This window comes from Sphingomonas sp. CFBP 8760, assembly GCF_014841615.1.
Classification (GTDB): Bacteria; Pseudomonadota; Alphaproteobacteria; order Sphingomonadales; family Sphingomonadaceae; genus Sphingomonas.
In genome coordinates this window covers 586,683-606,815 of the sequence record NZ_JACYUG010000001.1, presented here as the reverse complement: position 1 = coordinate 606,815, position 20,133 = coordinate 586,683, and the positions used below count along the sequence as shown (strand labels likewise).

General features: G+C 66.4%; 17 protein-coding genes and 1 pseudogene. 10 read left to right on the top strand and 8 right to left on the bottom strand.

Annotated elements, in window-relative coordinates; all coding sequences use genetic code 11:
- Positions 1-637, top strand: a pseudogene (locus tag IFT82_RS02845) (hypothetical protein); the annotation flags it as partial.
- Between the two features lie 66 nt (positions 638-703).
- On the opposite strand, the gene IFT82_RS02840 reads toward IFT82_RS02845, so the two are convergent.
- Positions 704-1,789, bottom strand: a complete 1,086-nt coding sequence (locus IFT82_RS02840) for an acyltransferase family protein (RefSeq protein WP_192124194.1) — start codon at positions 1,787-1,789, stop codon at positions 704-706.
- A 202-nt stretch (positions 1,790-1,991) separates the two neighbouring features.
- Here IFT82_RS02840 and IFT82_RS02835 point away from each other — a divergent pair, with 202 nt between their 5' ends.
- Genes IFT82_RS02835 through IFT82_RS02820 form a run of 4 tightly spaced genes read left to right on the top strand, consistent with a single transcriptional unit; the run spans position 1,992 to position 5,789 of the window.
- Positions 1,992-3,089, top strand: a complete 1,098-nt coding sequence (locus IFT82_RS02835; protein ID WP_342355021.1) for a glycosyltransferase family 2 protein — start codon at positions 1,992-1,994, stop codon at positions 3,087-3,089.
- On the top strand, positions 3,086-4,087 hold the full coding sequence (locus IFT82_RS02830; RefSeq protein WP_342355020.1) for a glycosyltransferase: 1,002 nt from the start codon (positions 3,086-3,088) through the stop codon (positions 4,085-4,087). The genes IFT82_RS02835 and IFT82_RS02830 overlap by 4 nt, the downstream gene beginning before the upstream one ends.
- Complete coding sequence (locus IFT82_RS02825) at positions 4,084-4,623, top strand: serine O-acetyltransferase (protein ID WP_192124190.1); 540 nt, start codon at positions 4,084-4,086, stop codon at positions 4,621-4,623. Before IFT82_RS02830 ends, IFT82_RS02825 begins: the two co-directional genes overlap by 4 nt.
- Complete coding sequence (locus IFT82_RS02820; RefSeq protein WP_192124189.1) at positions 4,620-5,789, top strand: glycosyltransferase; 1,170 nt, start codon at positions 4,620-4,622, stop codon at positions 5,787-5,789. Before IFT82_RS02825 ends, IFT82_RS02820 begins: the two co-directional genes overlap by 4 nt.
- Here the strand turns inward: IFT82_RS02820 and IFT82_RS02815 are convergent, their stop codons facing one another.
- A complete protein-coding gene (locus IFT82_RS02815) occupies positions 5,790-6,290 on the bottom strand; it encodes a serine O-acetyltransferase (protein WP_199860273.1) in 501 nt (166 codons plus the stop codon).
- A 190-nt stretch (positions 6,291-6,480) separates the two neighbouring features.
- On the opposite strand from IFT82_RS02815, the gene IFT82_RS02810 reads away from it, so the two are divergent.
- The 5 genes from IFT82_RS02810 to IFT82_RS02790 all read left to right on the top strand — a co-directional run bounded on the left by IFT82_RS02810 (position 6,481) and on the right by IFT82_RS02790 (position 12,133).
- A complete protein-coding gene (locus tag IFT82_RS02810) occupies positions 6,481-7,674 on the top strand; it encodes a glycosyltransferase family 4 protein (protein WP_192124185.1) in 1,194 nt (397 codons plus the stop codon).
- Entirely contained in the window at positions 7,671-8,852 is a 1,182-nt protein-coding gene (locus IFT82_RS02805) for a glycosyltransferase family 2 protein (protein ID WP_192124183.1), read from the top strand. The genes IFT82_RS02810 and IFT82_RS02805 overlap by 4 nt, the downstream gene beginning before the upstream one ends.
- Positions 8,853-9,001: 149 nt before the next feature.
- The gene (locus IFT82_RS02800) at positions 9,002-10,393 is read left to right on the top strand and encodes an undecaprenyl-phosphate glucose phosphotransferase (protein ID WP_207105721.1); all 1,392 of its coding nucleotides are present in this window, start codon (positions 9,002-9,004) and stop codon (positions 10,391-10,393) included.
- Positions 10,394-10,655: 262 nt separating this feature from the next.
- Complete coding sequence (locus tag IFT82_RS20700; RefSeq protein ID WP_244646380.1) at positions 10,656-11,333, top strand: Npun_F0296 family exosortase-dependent surface protein; 678 nt, start codon at positions 10,656-10,658, stop codon at positions 11,331-11,333.
- A gap of 113 nt (positions 11,334-11,446) precedes the next feature.
- Positions 11,447-12,133, top strand: a complete 687-nt coding sequence (locus tag IFT82_RS02790; RefSeq protein ID WP_192124174.1) for a hypothetical protein — start codon at positions 11,447-11,449, stop codon at positions 12,131-12,133.
- An 81-nt stretch (positions 12,134-12,214) separates the two neighbouring features.
- Here the strand turns inward: IFT82_RS02790 and rfbA are convergent, their stop codons facing one another.
- Genes rfbA through rpoC form a run of 6 tightly spaced genes read right to left on the bottom strand, consistent with a single transcriptional unit; the run spans position 12,215 to position 20,099 of the window.
- Positions 12,215-13,081 carry a glucose-1-phosphate thymidylyltransferase RfbA gene (rfbA, locus tag IFT82_RS02785; RefSeq protein ID WP_192124172.1) on the bottom strand — a complete coding sequence of 289 codons (867 nt, stop codon included), beginning with the start codon at positions 13,079-13,081 and terminating at the stop codon, positions 12,215-12,217.
- Entirely contained in the window at positions 13,078-13,980 is a 903-nt protein-coding gene (gene rfbD, locus IFT82_RS02780) for a dTDP-4-dehydrorhamnose reductase (RefSeq protein WP_192124170.1), read from the bottom strand. Before rfbD ends, rfbA begins: the two co-directional genes overlap by 4 nt.
- Positions 13,981-13,990: 10 nt before the next feature.
- Entirely contained in the window at positions 13,991-15,046 is a 1,056-nt protein-coding gene (gene rfbB, locus IFT82_RS02775; protein ID WP_192124168.1) for a dTDP-glucose 4,6-dehydratase, read from the bottom strand.
- A 9-nt stretch (positions 15,047-15,055) separates the two neighbouring features.
- Complete coding sequence (gene rfbC, locus IFT82_RS02770) at positions 15,056-15,622, bottom strand: dTDP-4-dehydrorhamnose 3,5-epimerase (RefSeq protein ID WP_192124167.1); 567 nt, start codon at positions 15,620-15,622, stop codon at positions 15,056-15,058.
- A 14-nt stretch (positions 15,623-15,636) separates the two neighbouring features.
- Positions 15,637-15,798, bottom strand: coding sequence for a hypothetical protein (locus IFT82_RS20510; RefSeq protein WP_207105720.1), 162 nt, complete (start codon positions 15,796-15,798; stop codon positions 15,637-15,639).
- Between the two features lie 14 nt (positions 15,799-15,812).
- The gene (gene rpoC / locus IFT82_RS02765; RefSeq protein ID WP_192124165.1) at positions 15,813-20,099 is read right to left on the bottom strand and encodes a DNA-directed RNA polymerase subunit beta'; all 4,287 of its coding nucleotides are present in this window, start codon (positions 20,097-20,099) and stop codon (positions 15,813-15,815) included.
- Positions 20,100-20,133 lie beyond the last annotated feature (34 nt).

The window sequence follows — 20,133 nt, the reverse complement described above, 5'->3', positions numbered from 1 at the left end:
GGAGGGGCTGGCGCGCAAGCTGTCGGACAACGGGTTCATCGCCAACCTGCGCCGCTATGCGCAGCGCACCGGCGAGGTGATGCGGATCTGGGCGAAGGTGTTCGCCGACCGTCCGGGCCAGCTGGTCCGGGTGGCCGCGACGCAGCACGGCAATCCGTGGACCGCGGAGATCGTGATGACCGCCCCGGGGCTGGCGGACAATATCGACGCGCTGGCGACCGCGCCGTACTTCGGTCACTCCTTCTTCGAGGGCGTGCGCACCAACCAGACCAACACCGCCCTGCTGCTGTCCGATCTGGCCGGCGAGGCCAAAAAGACGCTGGCCAACGAGGGCGAGGCCAACGCCGCCTGGGCGAAGAAGTACGGCAAGCGCTACATCGCCTATGAGGCGGGACAGCATCTGCTGGAGACGGGGGGCCTGACCCGTATCGGTGGGCTCAACCGGTCGAACCTGATGTACGACATCTACACGAACTACATCACCGACTGGAAGACGCGGTTCAACGACACGCTGACGCTGTATTCGAGCACCAGCCCCATCAGCAGCTTCGGCGCCTGGGGCCTGCGCGAATATTCCGGACAGCCCCTCAGCGAAACGCCCAAGCGACGCGCCGCCATCGCCCTGGGTCGGAAATAATCCGGTCCGTCGGCCAGGTTCGGTAAGGCGCTGATCCCGTCGACCCAGGTAGAGTGCGCCGTGATATCAATCACGGCGCACTTTGCGTTTCTGCCATGGCAGGGCCGAACCGGTCGTCGTGATCGATCTGGCAATGTCATGGGTTCTTTTCTCGATGACAAACCAGAATATATACGCGGCTATGACAGAAGATGCGACGATCATGACCAGCTTGACCAGATCGGTGATCGTCCCATGCACCGGTATCCGGTTCAGCACGAAGCTTACGGCGCCGGTCACCGGATTGTGTACGAGATAAAGGCTGTAGGATATGCCACCCAGGAACTGCAGCCATCGCCAGTTCATCCCATTCTTCGCCCAGCCCGACATCATGGCCATCAGCAGAAACGCCCCGGTGAAGGCGCTTACGATGGAGAATTCGCCGTTGAACAGCATGGCGACGAACAAGGCGATAAAGGCCAAGATCGTCCGCTTCGACAAGGTGGCGGTGTGGGCCAGCACGCCGATATAGAAGCTGGACCACAGGGGAAGGAACAGCCCTGGATGGACGTTTTCGAAATATCCCAGCGCCGCCGATATCGCACACAGGAACAGGGCGATATCGATGACGATATATATCGCCGTATCGACAGCATGTTTCAGGTAAAATCGGGCGACGATCGCACCGACGAAAAACAGGTAGAACTGTACCTCGTATGTCAGCGTCCAGTAAACGCTGTTTATCTCGGGCTTGTCCAAGATCACCTGTAAATAAAACAGATGGGCCAACACCGAGCTAAAGTCCGGTAGCGTGAAATCCTCGTGTTTCACCAGCCCCGATACGGCGATCAAGGCAACGGATAGTAGCATCGATGCCCAATAGGGTGGATCGAGCCTGATCGACCTTCGGATAATGAAGGTCCCGAAAAATCCCAGCGTCGCGCGAGACCGGTCCAGGCCGTAAGATATGACGAAGCCGCTCAACGCGAAGAATATGGCGACGCCGAAATGGCCCGCGTCAAATACAAGTGATCCGACCGGATCGGGCAGCGCTTGTCGCAGGGATGGTATATGCCCACCCTCATTCGCGTGAAACAAGACTACCCAAAGGGCAGCTATGCCACGAAGTGCTTGCACGATGGAGAGATTTTCTCGTTTGACGACCGTTTGCATGGCAATCAGTTACCGTGAAGCCTCATGGGCTTCAATGTATATTAACGGGAAGACTGGCCCGAAGAGCGGGGTTCCAACGTCGCGCCCGATGTGGCAGGCACGTGAATCTTCTTCACTTGGGTTTGACGACGTGGCAGCAGGCCGCCACGGGAAGATCGCCCCATCCCCCTGTCACGGGTCCGCGGGCGATTGGGGGTAAGATGTGCTAGAGCCGACCGGACCATCGACGATCAAGTCCCCTGACGGAACGACCACCCCGACGACCGCCTCGCGGGTCACCGTGGTGATCGTCAATTACCGCACGCCCGACCTGTCGCTTGCCTGTCTGGCCGCGCTGGCGGGGGAGCGGGAGGCGGTGCCGGGGTTGCGGGTGATCCTGGTCGATGGCGGTTCGGACGACGGATCGGCCGGTCGGCTGGCGGCGGCGGTGGCCGAACCGGCGCTTGGCGACTGGGTGTCGTTCCTGCCGCTTTCGCTCAACGGCGGGTTCGGCTGGGCCAATAATCAGGCGATCCGCCGGGCTTTGGCCGACGAGGCACCGCCCGCCTATATCCATCTGCTCAATCCCGATGCCGAGGTGGAGCCCGGCGCGCTGGCCCGGCTGGTCGCGGCGCTGGATGCCCGGCCGGACGCGGGATCGGCGGGCAGCCTGCTGATCGACCATGACGGGCGGCGGCTGGGCTCCGCCTTTCGCTTTCCCACCATCGCGCGCGAATTCCTGCGCGGGGCGGGGACGCCGCTGCTCGATCGGCTGCTCCGCGTCGCGCCGATCAACGTCGAGGCGCAGGGCGACGACATCGTCGAGGCCGACTGGGTGACCGGCGCCAGCGTGCTGCTGCGCGCGGAGGCCCTGCGCGCCTGCGGATTGTTCGACGAGGGGTTCTTCCTGTATTTCGAGGAGGTGGAACTGATGCACCGCCTTCATGCCGCCGGCTGGCGCGCGCTGTTCGTCCCGGCCAGCCGGGTGCGGCATATCGGGGGCGCCGCCACCGGCGTGGTCGATGGTGCGAGCGCGCAGCGCAAGCTGCCGGATTACTGGTTCCGGTCGCGCCGGCGCTTCTTCGCCCGCGCCTATGGGCCGGGATGGGCGCGACTGTCGGGGCTGGCATGGCTGGCGGGATTCGGCATCTGGCGGTTGCGGGAGATCGCGGGGCTCGGCCGGGACAGCGCGCACGCGCCGGGCGAATGGCGCGACCTGATCCGCAACGGACTGGGTGCCGTCGGGTTCGACCGGGAGGCGGCGGTCGGTCGCTGGGATGGGCCGGTCGATCGGCCGCCTGCGTGGAAGGATCATTCGTGAGCGACGTCGCCATCATCGCCATCGGCCGCAACGAGGGAGAGCGGCTGAAGGCCTGCCTGCGCTCGCTGCCTCCGGAGGCGCCGCGCGTCTATGTCGATTCGGGGTCGACCGATGGCAGCGTCGCCTTTGCCGAGGCACAGGGAGTGACCGTCGTCACCTTGCCGCCTGCGACCCGGTTCACGGCCGCGCTGGCGCGCAACGCCGGGCTGGCCACCTTGGCGGATCGCGACGTGGCCTTCGTGCAGATGGTGGATGGCGATTGCGAACTGGATGCCGGTTGGCTCGACCGGGCGGCCGCGACGCTGCGTGCCGATCCCGGACTGGCGGTGGTGTTCGGCCGCCGACGCGAACGGTTTCCGGAGGCCAGCGCCTATAACCGCATGTGCGACGACGAATGGGACGTGCCGGTGGGCGAGGCGATGTCGTGTGGCGGCGACGCGCTGTTCCGGCGGGCGGCACTGGATCAGGCCGGTGGCTATAATCCCGACTATATCGCCGGCGAGGAGCCCGACCTGTGCCAGCGGCTGCGGGAGCGGGGCTGGCGGATCAGGCGGATCGACGCGGAGATGACGCGTCATGACGCGGCGATGACCCGTTTCGGGCAATGGTGGCGGCGGACCGAGCGGAGCGGCCACGCCTTCGCCGAACTGGCGTGGCGGCATGGCCGCGCCGGCGATCCGCACTGGCGCCGCGAGGTGCGCAGCACGATCGCCTGGGGCGTGGCGCTGCCGCTGCTGGCCGTGGCGGCGGCGGTGCTGGTCGGCTGGTGGGCGGGGGCGCTGCTCCTGCTGCTCTATCCGGTGCAGATCGTCCGCATCGCCCGGCGCAAGGCGCGCGAGCCGGGGGTGAGCCCCGCTTTCGCGCGGTCGCTGGCGGTGCATCTGGTGGTCGGCAAGTTCGCGCAGGCCAAGGGCGCCGCCCGGTTCCACTGGCGTCGACTGAGCGGACGGCGCGGTGCGCTGATCGAATACAAGGGTCCGGAAGCGCGGCAGGCATGAGCATCGGTGAACTCCGGCGGCAATGGCGGGCGGACTGGCGCGCCAACGGATCGGACTGGACACGCCCCGGCCTGCGGGCGCTGGCGGCGCACCGGTTCGGGGTGTGGCGGATGACGGTGCGGTCGCCGCTGCTGCGCGCGCCCCTGTCGATGATCTATCGCTGGGCGTTCCGCTATTGCCGCAACGTCTATGGGATCGAACTGCCCTATACCGCTGAGGTGGGGCAGGGCGTGGTGATCGAGCATCAGGGCGGCATCGTGATCCATGGCGCGACCCGGATCGGCGACCGCTGCATCATCCGGCAGAACTGCACGCTGGGGGTGCGCACGGTCGAACGTCCGGACGAGGCGCCGATCCTGATGGCCGATGTCCAGCTGGGCGCCGGCGCGGTGATCCTGGGGCGGGTGACGATCGGCGCGGGGGCGGCGATCGGTGCCAATGCGGTCGTGCTGGCCGACGTGCCGGCGGGCGCGCTGGCGATCGGCGTGCCGGCGACGATCCGCCTGCGGCGAAACGCGACGGAGGCGGGCCAATGACCATGCGCGACGTATTGGTGGTGATGCCCAGCGTGCCGGCGGCGGCGCGGGGCGACGGCTTCTTCCTCGACATCAAGATGGTGGAGGGACTGGCGCTCTATGCCAGATTGTGGGGTGGGCCGGTCCGCTGCGTGATCCGGGCGGGCGATCCGGCGCAGATCGCGTTCGGGCGCGACTATGCCGCCGCCGATCTGCCGTTCGAGGTCGCGTTCATCGATCCCGATGCGACCGGGATCGGCGCGCTGACCCGCGACGCGGCGGTGGTGCTGGCGGCGGGCGACAATCACCGCGACCTGCCGGTGCCCGGCCTGACCGACGCACCGGTGGTGTTCATCATCGAATACACGCTGAAGACGCGGCTGCGCATCATCGCGATCGAACAGGGCCGTTCGCTGGCGGCGCTGAAGAACGCAGTCTGGACGATCCTGACCGAGCGCCGTCGCCGTCGTGCCTTCGCCGGATCGGCCGGGCTTCAGGCGAATGGCCAGCCGGGATACGATGCCTATCGCCGGTCGAGCCCGTCGATCCTGCGCTATTTCGACAGCCGGCTGACCGATGACCAGCAGATCGCGGCCACCGCGCTGGACGCCAAGCAGCGGGCGATGCGAACGGGCAAGCCGCTACGCATCGTGTTCTCGGGGCGGCTGGAGACGATGAAGGGGGCCGATCATCTCGTCCGCGTCGCCGTCGAGCTGCGCCGGGCGGGCACCCCCTTCACGCTGGATATCTATGGCGACGGCGTGCTGCGCCCCGCCATGCAGCAGGCGATCGTGGCGGCGGGGCTGGGCGATCAGGTCGTGCTGCACGGCAAGGTGCCGTTCGACGCAGTGCTGGTGCCGCTGATGAAGGAGCGGGTCGACCTGTTCCTGTGCTGCCACCGGCAGGACGATCCCTCCTGCACCTATCTGGAGACGCTGAGTTGCGGCGTGCCGATCGTCGGATACGACAATGCGGCCTTTGCCGGGGTGCTGGCACTGGGTGACGTCGGCATCGCGGTGGCGATGGACGATCCCGCCGCCGCCGCCCGCGCGATCGCCGTACTGGCGGACGATCGGGGCCGGCTGGCCGCGATGGCGGACGCGGCGGCGGCGATCGGCCGCGACCACAGCTTCGAGCGGACCTTCGCCGCCCGGATCGATCACCTCAAGGCGATCGCCGGCCGGTAATCAGTCGCGCGCGCCGATGATGCGCGCGGGAATGCCGCCGACCGTCGCGCCCGCCGGCACATCGCGCGTGACGACCGCATTGGCCCCGATCCGGGCACGATCGCCGATCGTGACCGGTCCGACGATCTTGGCGCCCGCGCCGACATCGATGTGATCGCCCAGGGTCGGCGTCCCCGCCTCGGTCGCGCCGATCGTCACCTGCTGGAACAGCAGGCAGTTGACGCCGATCGTCGCGGCGGGGGAGATCACGATGCCGTTGGGGTGCGGCAGCAACAGGCCGCCGCCGATCCGCGCGTCGATCGGAATATCGGCGCCGGTCACGATCGACCAGAAGCGATGCCGCTCCATCGCCAGCCGCCGCTTCAGGCCGGCGAACGGACCGCGCGTGGTTTGATAAGACCGGATCGCCGCCAGCAACGAGCGTGAGGGATACCATTGCATCCGCCGCTTCGCTTCCCGCGACCAGTCCGGCACGGCGGCGCCGGATGGGAGATCGATCATGCTGTCCATCGGCGTGCCGCCATTCCCCTGATGCCCGGCGTCGGGCGGTCCGTCGCTTCAATCCATGTCGTGACCGGCTTTGCAAGCGCGGCGTAGCGAGAAGGCGTTGACCTGCGGCGTGTGATCGTCTTTGTCCTTTCCTCGCGTTGGCTGTTCGGCGCAGAGCGGAACGGGGGCGATCCGGCTTGCCATGAATATCGCGTATCTCGTCAATCGCTACCCCACCGTCAGCCATACCTTCGTCCGCCGCGAGATCGACGGGATCGAGGCGGCGGGGCATCATGTCCATCGTTTCTCGATCCGCGCCGCGCCCGACGACCTGCCCGACCCCGCCGACCGGGCCGAGCGGGAGCGGACCGCCGTGGTGCTGGGGCGGGTGCTGCCGCTGCTCCTGACCGCGGCATGCGTCGCGATCGGCCGGCCGGGGCGGGCGTGGCGGGCATGGCGCGCCGGCGGCACGATGACGCCGTCGACGCTGCGCGGCCTCGTCGCGCGGGCCGCCTATCTGGCGGAGGCATGCTGGCTGGCGGCGGCGATGAAGCGCGCCGATGTCCGCCATCTTCACGCCCATTTCGGCACCAATCCGGCGGCGGTGGCACGGATGGCGCACCTGCTGTCGGGTATCCCGTACAGCTTCACCGTCCATGGCCCCGACGAGTTCGATGCGCCACGCGAACTCGATCTGGCGGGCAAGATCGCGGATGCCAGGTTCGTCGTCGCGATCAGCGATTACGGCCGCAGCCAGCTGTGCCGCTGGGTCGATGTCGCGTTGTGGCCGCGGATCGTGGTGGTGCGCTGCGGCGTTGATCTCGCCGCGATCGACGAGGCGGCGGGAGTGGCAGAGCCCGATTTCGACTTCTGCTGCATCGCGCGGCTGGCCCCGCAAAAGGGGCTGCCGATCCTGCTGGAGGCGCTGGCGCTGCTGGGGCAGCGGGGCATCCGGCCCCGCGTCGCGCTGGTCGGCGACGGGCCGCTGCGCGACGAACTGGAACGGGGGATCGAGCGGCTGGGGCTGGGGGGTCAGGTCGCGCTGCTCGGCAGCCGTGGCGGTGCCGATGTCGCGGCGCAGCTGCGCGCCTCCACCGCGATGGTCCTGCCGAGCTTTGCCGAAGGGTTGCCCGTCGTCATCATGGAATCGCTGGCGGTGGGGACGCCCGTCGTCACCACGGCGGTGGCGGGCATCCCCGAACTGGTCGACGAGCAATGCGGCTGGGTCGTTCCGGCGGGGGCTGCGGCCCCGCTGGCCGATGCGATGGCCGGGGCGCTGGCCACCGATGCCGGTATCCGGAAACGGATGGGCGCGGTGGGGCGGGGGCGTGTCGCCGCCCATCACGACGCGCATGCCAACGCCGCGGCGCTGCTGAAGCATATGGAGACCGCATGACGATCGCCGACCTCGTCTGCCTGCTGCTCGTCGCGCCGCTGCTGATCGCCACCACGGTGTTCGTGGTCGAGGCGGGGCTGGGCGCGATGCCGCGGCGGACGCATCCGTCACCCGCCGCCGGGTTCGATCCCCGATCGGCGGTCGTGCTGGTGCCCGCGCATGACGAGGAACGCGGCATCGCCGCGGTGCTGCACGCGATGCGCGCGGGCGCGCCGGAGGGCATGGCGATCCTCGTCGTCGCCGACAATTGCACCGACGATACCGCCGCGGTCGCGCGGGCGACGGGCGTGCGGGTGATCGAACGGCACGATCCGGTCAATCGCGGCAAGGGCTTCGCCCTCGATCACGGGCGGGCCGCGCTGGCCGCCGATCCGCCCGCCTGCGTGATCGTCGTCGATGCCGATACGGTGCCGGCGCCGGGCGCGCTGGCGAGCGTGGCGGCACGCGCGATCGCCGCCGGCGTGCCGGTGCAGGGTTCCTATACGATCGCGCTGACCGACACCGATGCCAGCACCGCGCGGTTCTCCGCCGCGGCCTTCTACGTCAAGAACGCGGTACGCCAGCTGGGCGCGGCGCGGCTGGGCGCGCCCGCGCTGCTGACCGGATCGGGCATGGCGTTTCCATGGGATATCTTTTCCGCGCTGCCGCTGGCGACGGGGCATGTCGCGGAGGATCTGATGCTGGGGGTGCGCGCCACGCTGGATGGCCGGCCGCCGCTGTTCGATCCGGCTGCGGTGGTGCTGGGCAGCGCCAGCAACGATCGCGGCACGGCGGTACAGCGCCGCCGCTGGGAATCCGGTTTCTTCCAGGTCGCGGGCGATCATGCCGGCACGCTGATCGGGCGGGGCATCACGCGCGGCCGGCCGGCGATGATCTGGCTGGGGATGCATCTGCTCACCCCGCCGCTGGTGCCGCTGCTGGCGCTCGATATCGTCGCGATCCTGCTGCTGGCGGGCGTCGCGCTGGTCATGGGCAGCGGCCTCGTCGCGCTCTGCCTGCTGGGCGGGTTGACCGGGGCGGCGATGCTGCTGGTCGTCGTCGCCCTGATCGCCCATGGGCAGGGGGCGATGTTGCAGGGATGGCGCGACGTGCCCCGCTATGTGCTGTGGAAGCTTGGCCTGTCGCTGGCGGCGGTGTTCCGCCGCGAGCGTCGTTGGATCAGGACGGATCGTGAATGATGTCGGGAATTGTCAATCATGACCGGTTATCGATAGACGAAGCGAACCGCTGAATCATGGGAACCGAACCGATCGCAACGCCCCTTCTCGATTCCGGCAACGGAACCGGCCCAGATGGCGAGGACCGCCGGGCCAGTCGCACGCCGGCGATGCTGGAGATGTCCAGCCTCGCCGCGCGTCTGCTGGAGGGGCTGGCCGTCGTCGTCGTCGGCCTGCTCGGCATCTGGCTGACCTATGTCGATTTCGATCTGCGGCCGCTGGACGAATATGTCCGCGTCGCGTGGCTGAGCGCGATCGTCTATGCCCTGGTCGCCGAACTGACCGGCTGTTACGACATCGATACGCGCTTCTCGCTGCGCCAGGGCTGGACGCGGGTGGTGACCGCCTGGATCGGCTCGTGCGTCGCGATGCTGACGCTGGCCTTCTTCCTGAAGGCGTCCGAATCCTTTTCGCGCGGATGGACGGTGTTCTGGTTCGTGTCGGTGGCGGTGACGCTGACGCTGATCCGCGGGGCCGAGACGGTGGCGTTGCGGATGCTGAAGCGGCGCGGCGTCTTCAACGAGCGGGTGGCGATCCTGGGATCGAACCTGCAGGGACGGCGGCTGGCGAGCTATATCGCCTCCAACAGCCTGCTGACGATCGATCTGGTCGGCTGCTACGACGATCATGTCGTGGCCGACGAGGGCGGTTGCGCGCCGTTCCGCGGCGGGGTGGCGCAGTTGCTGGCGGATATCCGGGCGGGGCGGGTCGATCAGGTGATCGTCGCCATGCCGTTCTCGACCGACGAGGAGCTGCAGAACGTGGTCGGCCGGCTGGCGATGCTGCCGGTGCTGATCCGGCTGGCGCCCGATCTGTCGTCGTTCACGATGGCGGGCCAGTCGATGGTGATGCTGGGCGACCTGCCGTTGATGACGGTGTTCGAACGCCCGATCAACGGCGTCGATCAGGTCGTGAAGCGCGCCGAGGACCTGCTGATCGGATCGATCATCCTGTTCTTCGCCGCGCCATTCCTGGCGCTGGTGGCACTGGCGATCAAGCTCGACAGCCCTGGCCCGGTCTTCTTCAAGCAGGAACGCGAAGGCTTCAACCATCGCCGGTTCCGGATCTGGAAGTTCCGGTCGATGCGCACCGACATGCTGCAATATGACGAGGTGCGGCAGGCGCAGAAGGGCGATCCCCGCGTCACCCGCGTCGGCCGCATCATTCGCGCGACCAGCATCGACGAGGTGCCGCAGCTCATCAACGTCGTCGTCGGCAACATGTCGCTGGTCGGCCCGCGACCGCACGCCCCCTCCACCAAGGTGGCGGGCGTGCTGTTCAGCGAGGCCACCCAGAAATATGCCGCCCGCCACCGGGTGAAGCCCGGCATGACCGGCTGGGCGCAGGTCAATGGCTGGCGCGGCGAGACGGACACCGACGAAAAACTGCTGAAACGGGTCGAGTTCGACCTGTTCTATATCGATCACTGGTCGGTCGGATTCGATCTGTACATCATGGCCCGCACCGTCGCGGCCGTGCTGTTTCCGCGGTCTGCCTATTGATCCGTCGGCGTGATCGGCCGGCATGATAATTGATATAGAGCGGCCCCGTCACTGTTCCGGATTGGGACGGAATCATCGGCAACCAACAAATGTCTTGTAAAAACACTGTGATACCGGGGCAGTGAAGCCCCCCACTTGTTTACTTTAGGGTTAATGCCTGTTCTGTCTTTGCCGTGGCCACATCGGTGGCTTTCCACACGACAAGCCATCCCACGTAAAAAAGGGGGCTGCCGTGTGCGAGTACGGAACGGGAGAGGAAGACATGGTACATAGCGTAAGACTGGCCGTAGCGGCATTGGCCGTTACGGCGGCGGTGCCGGCGAATGCGGCGACGCTGATCTCGCAGTTCGGCAGCGAGGCGACGTTCGCGGCGCCGACGACGGGGGGCGAATCCATCGTATTCGACTTCAACAGCGCGGCGATCCCGGCGGGATTCGCGGCCGATTATCCGCTGACGGGCAGTTCGGAACTGGTGGCCGGATCGCTGGAGCTGCAATATCAGCAGCCGGCATTCAGCGACGGATCGCAGTATCTGGCGGTCAAGGCGAACGGCAACGCGACGATCACATCGACCAGCGGCGGCTATAACTCGGTCAGCTTCTATATCGGTTCGATCGACGATTATAACGGCGTCGACATCCTGAACACCAGCGGCACCATCATCGCGTCCTTCTCCGGCGACGATTTCACGACGCCGTTCCCGTCCAACGGTGACGGCACGTCGCCGATCATGAACCGCCGCGTCACCTACACCACGGATGGCAACGACGGCCTGATCGGCGCGATCCGGTTCAGCACGGGCGCCAACTCGCTGGAAGTCGACAATCTGGTGTTCGCGGTGCCTGAACCGGCGACCTGGCTGATGATGCTGGCCGGGTTCGGCATGGTCGCCATGTCGATGCGCGCACGGCGGCGGCGTACCCGCATCGTGTTCGCCTGAACGCGAACGATGGGAAAGGGCATCGTGGCCGACCGCCACGGTGCCCTTTTCCGTGGTCCGGGCCGATCGTTTTCGCTGGTCTCATCCGGCGTTCGACGTAGGATCGACGGGTGATGGACGACGATATCCCCGCGTGGCTGCCAGTGCCGTATCCACATGATCCCGAAATGCAGCGGCACGAGCGTTCGTGGACGCTGATGGCGGGATCGCGCCGGCTGTCGTTCACGCGGGTCGATCATTACGCGGTATCGCGGCCGCGTGCGGCGGCGATCGCTACGGCACCGCGACGGCGGTGGTCGCTGACGGGGGCCGTCGCGGTCGTGCTGGGTTCTGTCGCGGGCGTGGCGACGCTGGGGCTGGCGATGAACGCCTCGCGGGCGGCGACCGGGCATTATCTGGTCAGCATCGCCGTGCCGGACATGATTCCCTTCCGGGTCGACCGCCATTCGCAAGCGGGCACCGCAGGGACGGTCGCGCGTCGGCCGGTGGTGGCAAAGCCCATCGCACCAGCACCGGTGGCGGCGATGGTCGTACCGATTGATGACGGGATACTGCCTGCCACTGCCCAGGCGCCACTGCGGCTGGAGTCGATGCAGCCCGCCATCGCCGCGGCACTCAGGACCGGTACGATGCAGCAATGGACCAGCACGGACGGCGCGGAACGGGGCTTCGTGGTGGCGGGGCCGGCGGACCGGGGATGCCGGATCCTGTCGATCCTGACCCGGCGGGACGGCGACAGCGAAGTCAGGACACAACGCGAATGCACGGCCGCGACCGACGATGGAACCGCGACACCCTGATGATCGCGATTCCGGCCCATCGCCGGTAACTAACGGTGCCGCATGGGCCGCCGATCCGCAGACCGGCGGCCTATCGATCGATCAGCCGTCGACCGCCGTCAGGATCGCCCGGCCATAGGCCGTCTTCTTCAGGCGCTCACCCGCGGCGCGGGCCTGATCGGCGGTGATGAACTTCTGTTCGTAGGCGATCTCTTCCAGGCAGGCGACCTGGATGCCCTGTCGATGCTGGATGGTGCGGACGAACTCCGACGCTTCCAGCAGCGAGTCATGCGTGCCGGTGTCCAGCCAGGCATAGCCGCGACCCATCTGCTCGACATACAGATCGCCGGCTTCCATGTAGATCCGGTTGAGATCGGTGATCTCCAGTTCGCCGCGCGACGATGGCTTCAGGTCGCGGGCATATTGCACGACGCGGTTGTCGTAGAAGTACAGCCCGGTCACCGCATGGTTCGACTTCGGCTTTTCGGGCTTTTCTTCCAGGCTGATCGCCTTGCCGCCCTCGGCCAGTTCGACCACGCCGTAACGCTCGGGATCGTCGACGCGGTAGCTGAACACGGTCGCGCCCTCGGTCCGCGCCACGGCGCTTGCCAGCAGGTCGGTCAGGTGCGCGCCGAAGAAGATGTTGTCGCCCAGCACCAGCGCGACATTGTCGTCACCGATGAAGTCCGCGCCGATCGTGAATGCCTGCGCCAGCCCTTCGGGTTTGGGCTGTTCGGCATACTGGATGGTCAGGCCCCAGTTCGATCCGTCGCCGAACATCCGGCGGTAATTGTCGATATATTCGGGGCTGGAGATGATGAGGATGTCGCGAATACCCGCCAGCATCAGCACTGACAGCGGGTAATAGATCATCGGCTTGTCGTAGATCGGCAGCAACTGCTTGTTGATCGCCAGTGTCGCCGGATGGAGCCGCGTGCCGGAGCCGCCGGCGAGGATGATGCCCTTCACGCTGTTTTCTCCTGATGGGGTGCGCCCAATAATTCGTCGAGGATGTCGCCCAGTGCGGTCTGCCAGCCACGCGGCCGGATGCCGTGGTCGCGCTCGATCGCGCGGTGGCTGAGCAGCGAGTTGGCGGGTCTGGTCGCGGGGGTCGGATAGTCCGCGGTGGTGATCGGCTCGACCGTCGGTGACGGGCCGCCACGCGCGGCGGACTGACGGAAGATTTCCTCCGCGAAGCCATGCCAGTCGGTCGGGCCGGCGTTCGAGAAATGATAGGTGCCGGTCGGCGCCGCCGGGTCATCGGCCAGCCGCACCGTCAGCGTCGCCAGCGCGGCGGCGAGATCGGCGGCGCTGGTCGGGCTGCCGCGCTGGTCGGCGACCACGCGCAGGCTCGGCCGCTCGGCACCGACGCGCAGCATCGTCTTCACGAAATTGTTGCCGTGCGCGCTCACCACCCAGGCGGTGCGGACGATCGCGTGGCGCGGGCAGGCGGTACGCACCGCCAGTTCGCCGCCCAGCTTGGACGCGCCATAGACGCCCAGCGGCGCGACGGCATCGTCGACCTCCCATTCGCCGTCCCGGTCGCCGGGGAAGACGTAATCGGTCGAGACATGGACGATCGGGATACCCGCACCATGCGCCGCGGCGGCGAGCGCGGCGGGCGCGAGCGCGTTGACCGCCCACGCCGTCACCACATCGCTTTCCGCCTTGTCGACCGCCGTATAGGCCCCCGCCGAGACGATCGCCGCCCATGGCCGCTCCGCCACCTTGGCGGCGATCGCGACGGGATCGCCGAGGTCGAGATCGGCGCGGGTCAGCGCCACCGCTTCCCAGCCCTCCGGCCACCGGTGGCGGGCGAGTTCGGTGCCGACCTGACCGGAGCCGCCGGTGACGAGTACCTGCTTCATGCGATCACGCTCAGGCCGCGAGGCCGCGGCGCTGGTCGGCGCCGCTCTTTTCCACGATCGGGCGCCACCAGCTCTCGTTCGCCAGATACCAGGCGACGGTCTTCTCGATGCCGCTGTCGAAGGTCTCGGCCGGCTCCCAGCCCAGTTCCTCGCGGATGCGGGTCGCGTCGATCGCGTAGCGCTTGTCGTGGCCGGGACGGTCGGCGACATAGCCGATCTGCGTCGTATAGGACTGGCCATCGGCACGCGGACGCAGGCGATCGAGGATCGCGCAGACGGTGTTCACCACCTCGACGTTCTGCTTCTCGTTATTGCCGCCGATATTGTAGGTGCGGCCGACCGCGCCCTTCTCGAACACGGTCTGGAGCGCGCGGGCGTGATCCTCGACGAACAGCCAGTCGCGCACCTGATCGCCCTTGCCGTAAACCGGCAGGGTTTCGCCGGCGAGCGCCTTGACGATCATCAGCGGTACCAGCTTCTCCGGGAAGTGGTACGGCCCGTAATTGTTCGAGCAGTTGGTGATAAGCACCGGCAGACCGAACGTATGGCCCCAGGCCGAGACGAGATGGTCGCTGCTCGCCTTCGACGCCGAATAAGGCGAGCGCGGGTCGTAGGGCGTTTCCTCGGTGAAGAAGCCGGTGTCGCCCAGTGAGCCGAACACCTCGTCGGTGGAGATGTGGTGGAACCGGAACGCGTCCTTGGCGGCGCCTTCCAGCGTCTGCCAGTAACGGCGCGCTTCGGTCAGCATCTGGAAGGTGCCGACGATGTTGGTCTGGATGAACGCGTCCGGCCCGTCGATCGAGCGATCGACATGGCTTTCGGCGGCAAGGTGCGTGATGATCTCGGGCTTGAATTCCTCGATCGCGGCACGCACAGCGGCACCGTCGCAGATATCACCCTGTACGAAGCGATAGCGATTGGAATTCGATACCTTTTCGACCGTCGTCAGCGTGCCGGCATAGGTCAGCTTGTCGAAGTTCAGGACCTCGTGTTCGCTGTGTTCGATCAACTGGCGGACGAGGGCCGAGCCAATGAAACCGGCGCCGCCGGTGAGCAGGATGCGCATGATGTTACCTCAGGCCAGGGGCGCCAGCGGGCGACCGTCATAGGGGAAGGGGCTGTCGAAATCGGCGAGCGTCGGCAGGACCACGTCCTTGGCCGACAGTTCCGGGGTGGTGCCGGCGGGCATCGGCCAATCGATGCCGCAACTGTCCCAGCGCACGCCGCCATCGCAATCGGGCGCGTAGAGCGACGACACCTTGTAGGTGACCTCGCAATCCGGCTCCAGCGTCAGGAAACCGTGCGCGAAGCCGACCGGTACGAACAGCTGATGGCCGTTTTCGGCGGTCAGTTCCGCCCCGACATACTGGCCATAGGTCGGCGATCCCTTGCGGATATCGACCGCGACGTCGTAGATCCGGCCCCGGATGCAGCGGACCAGCTTGTCCTGGCCATGCGGTTCTCGCTGGAAATGAAGGCCACGCAGCGTGTGGATCGGTACCGACAGCGAGTGATTGTCCTGCACGAAGCGGCAGGTGATCCCGCGTTCGACGAAGGTCGCCTCGTTATAGACTTCGGTGAACCAGCCACGGGCATCGCCGAAACGGCGTGGTTCGATGAGGGTAGGGAGTGCCGATTGCATGGTCGCTTCATTCCCTAAACCGGGTCGATAAACAAGCCGGGGATGCATCGCATATGTTGCAGTGCAGCGACGAACCGGTCGTTTTCGGGACGATTCGCCATCGAAACCAACATTATGCCGCCGGGGGCATGAAAAAAGCCGCCGCCCGGTTGCCCGGACGGCGGCTCGATCGTCACCCGTCGCCGGATGATCAGTCGTTCAGATATTCGCCCGCGGCGGCATCGCTGCCGTCGCCCGACGGCACCACCTCGGCGAGCGGATCGCTGCCGGTGCCGGTGTCCTCGCGACGCGACCGCTTCGTTTCCGCCGCGCGGAGTTCGGCGGCACTGGCGGGCGCGACGATCGCGGCCGACAGGGCGCGCTGCTGGACGCGGAGCGCGGCATCGCGGCTGTTCGCGGCGACGCGGAGGCGGTTCATGCCCGCACCCGTGCCCGCCGGGATCAGACGACCGACGATCACGTTCTCCTTCAGGCCCATCAGCGTGTCCTGCTTGCCCTGGACTGCCGCTTCCGTGAGGACGCGGGTGGTTTCCTGGAACGAGGCGGCCGAGATGAAGCTGCGGGTCTGCAGCGATGCCTTGGTGATGCCCAGCAGGATCGGCTTGCCGGCGGCGCGTGCCTGACCCGCCTCCAGCTTGTCGTTGATCGCGTCCATCTCCTCGCGGTCCACCTGTTCGCCGACCAGCAGCGTGGTGTCGCCCGATTCGATGATCTCGACCTTCTGCAGCATCTGGCGGACGATCGTCTCGATGTGCTTGTCGTTGATCTTCACGCCCTGGAGACGATAGACCTCCTGAATTTCCGACACGAGATATTCCGCCAGCGGCTCGATGCCGAGCACTTCGAGAATGTCGTGCGGATCGGGCGAGCCGCCGATCAGGTTGTCGCCACGCTTGACGTAGTCGCCTTCCTGAACGTCGATCACCTTCGACTTCGGCACCAGATACTCGACGACGTCGCCGCCATCCTCGGGCTGGATGCCGATCTTGCGCTTCGCCTTGTAGTCCTTGCCGAACACGACCCGGCCGGACACCTTGGCGATGATCGCGTTCTCCTTCGGCTTGCGGGCCTCGAACAACTCGGCAACGCGCGGCAGACCGCCGGTGATGTCGCGGGTCTTGGCCGATTCACGGCTGACACGCGCCAGCACGTCGCCGGCATGGACCTGCGCGTTGTCGTCGACCGACAGGGTCGCGCCGGCTGCCAGCATGTAGCGGGCGGCCTCGCCTTCGTCCGATCCGGTCAGGGTCAGGCGGGGACGCAGATCCTCCTTCGACTTGGTCGAGGTGCGGTATTCGATCACGACGCGCTGGGCGATGCCCGTCGCTTCGTCGGTCTGCTCGGTCAGCGTCTTGCCTTCGATCAGGTCCTGATACTTCACCACGCCCGAATTCTCGGTGATGACCGGCATGGTGAACGGGTCCCATTCCGCCATGCGATCGCCCTTCGACAGCACATGGCCGTCGTCGAACAGCACATAGGCGCCGTACGGGATGCGATGCGTCGACAGTTCGCGACCGTCCATGTCGCTGATGACGATTTCGCCCGAACGGCTGAGCACCACGCGGCGACCACGCTGGTCGATGATGACGCGCAGGTCCTTGTACTGGGCGGTACCGTCGACCGGTGCCTCCAGGTTGGACTGCTCGTTCAGCTGCGCCGCGCCGCCGATGTGGAAGGTCCGCATCGTCAGCTGCGTGCCCGGCTCGCCGATCGACTGCGCCGCGATCACGCCGACCGCCTCGCCGATGTTGACCGGCGTACCGCGGGCGAGGTCACGTCCGTAGCACTTGCCGCAGACGCCGATCTTGCTCTCGCAGACCAGCGGCGACCGGATTTTCATCCCCTGGATGCCGATCCCCTCGATCGTCACGATCATCGCCTCGTCGAGCAGCGTGCCCGTCGGGATGACGACCTTGCCGGTCTTCGGGTCGACCACGTCCTCGGCCGTGGTGCGGCCGAGGATGCGCTCGCCGAGCGAGGCGATGGTCGAACCGCCCTGCACGATCGCCTTCATCTCCAGCGCGCGCTCGGTACCGCAATCCTCCTCGATGATGACGCAGTCCTGCGACACGTCGACGAGGCGGCGGGTGAGATAGCCCGAGTTCGCGGTCTTCAACGCCGTATCCGCGAGGCCCTTGCGCGCGCCGTGGGTGGAGTTGAAGTATTCGAGGACGGTCAGGCCCTCCTTGAAGTTCGAGATGATCGGCGTCTCGATGATCTCGCCCGACGGCTTGGCCATCAGCCCGCGCATACCGGCGAGCTGCTTGATCTGCGCCTGCGAACCACGGGCACCGGAGTGCGCCATCATGTAGATCGAGTTGATGTCCTTCTCGCGGCCCTTGTTGGGACCGTCTTCATAGTGACGGACAGCCTTGATCTCGTTCATCATCGAGTTCGCGACTTGGTCGCCGCAACGGCTCCAGGCGTCGATCACCTTGTTGTACTTCTCCTGCTGCGTGATCAGGCCGTCCTGATACTGCTGCTCGAAGTCCTTCACCTGATCGCGCGTCTCGTCGACCAGCTTGTCCTTGTCCGGCGCGATGATCATGTCGTCCTTGCCGAACGAGATGCCGGCGCGGAACGCGTGACGGAAGCCCAGTGCCATGATCGCGTCGGCGAACAGCACGGTCTCCTTCTGGCCGGTGTGACGATAGACCTCGTCGATCACGTCGCCCACGTCCTTCTTGGTGAGCAGGCGATTGACGGTTTCGAACGGCACCTTGTGGCTGTGCGGCAGGGTTTCGCCCAGCAGCATCCGGCCCGGCGTCGTCTCATACCGCTTCAGGTACTGCTTGCCCTGTTCATCGGTCTGCGGAACGCGGCTGATGATCTTGGTGTGCAGCGTCACCGCCTGCGCGTTGAGCGCCTGATGCACCTCGGCCATGTCGCCGAGCAGCATGCCTTCGCCCGGCTCGCCCTCCTTCATCATCGACAGGTAATACAGGCCCAGCACCATGTCCTGCGACGGCACGATGATCGGCTTGCCGTTCGCGGGCGACAGGATGTTGTTGGTCGACATCATCAGGACGCGCGCTTCCAGCTGCGCTTCGAGCGACAGGGGGACGTGCACGGCCATCTGGTCGCCGTCGAAGTCGGCGTTGAACGCGGAGCAGACCAGCGGGTGAAGCTGGATCGCCTTGCCCTCGATCAGCACCGGCTCGAACGCCTGGATGCCCAGACGGTGGAGCGTCGGTGCGCGGTTCAGCATCACCGGATGCTCGCGGATCACCTCGTCCAGGATGTCCCAGACTTCCTTGCGCTCCTTCTCGACCCACTTCTTCGCCTGCTTGAGCGTCATGCTCAGGCCCTTGGCGTCGAGGCGCGCGTAGATGAACGGCTTGAACAGTTCGAGCGCCATCTTCTTCGGCAGGCCGCACTGGTGCAGCTTCAGTTCCGGACCGGTCACGATGACGGAACGACCCGAATAGTCGACGCGCTTGCCCAGAAGGTTCTGGCGGAAGCGGCCCTGCTTGCCCTTCAGCATGTCGGACAGCGACTTCAGCGGACGCTTGTTGGCGCCGGTGATCGTGCGACCGCGACGGCCGTTGTCGAACAGCGCGTCGACGGCTTCCTGCAACATGCGCTTTTCGTTGCGGACGATGATGTCCGGCGCGCGCAGTTCCATCAGCCGCTTCAGGCGGTTGTTGCGGTTGATGACGCGGCGGTACAGGTCGTTCAGATCCGACGTCGCGAAGCGGCCGCCGTCCAGCGGCACCAGCGGACGCAGTTCGGGCGGGATGACCGGCACGACCTCGAGGATCATCCATTCCGGACGGTTGCCCGAATCGATGAACGATTCGACGACCTTCAGGCGCTTGATGATCTTCTTGGGCTTCAGCTCCGACTTGGTCGTCGCCAGTTCTTCGAGCAGTTCCTTGCGCTCGCCCTCAAGGTCGAGCGACTCCAGCATGATGCGGACCGCCTCGGCGCCGATCCCGGCCGAGAACGCGTCCTCGCCATACTGGTCCTGCGCGTCGAGCAGCTCGTCCTCGGTCAGGAGCGAGAACTTCTCCAACGGGGTCAGGCCCGGTTCGATGACGATATACGCCTCGAAATACAGCACCCGCTCCAGCTGCTTCAGCTGCATGTCGAGCAGCAGGCCGATGCGGCTCGGCAGCGACTTCAGGAACCAGATGTGCGCGACCGGCGCGGCCAGTTCGATATGGCCCATCCGCTCGCGGCGGACCTTCGACACCGTGACTTCGACACCGCACTTCTCGCAGACGATGCCCTTGTACTTCATCCGCTTGTACTTGCCGCACAGGCACTCGTAATCCTTGATCGGACCGAAGATGCGCGCGCAGAACAGGCCGTCACGCTCGGGCTTGAACGTACGGTAGTTGATGGTCTCGGGCTTCTTGATCTCGCCGAACGACCATGACCGGATCTTGTCGGGCGAAGCGATGCCGATCTGGATCTGGTCGAAGGTTTCGGGCTTGGCGATCGGGTTCGCGAAGTTGGTCAGTTCGTTCATGTTCTCTTCCCTCTAGGGGCGAAACTTGTCAGGC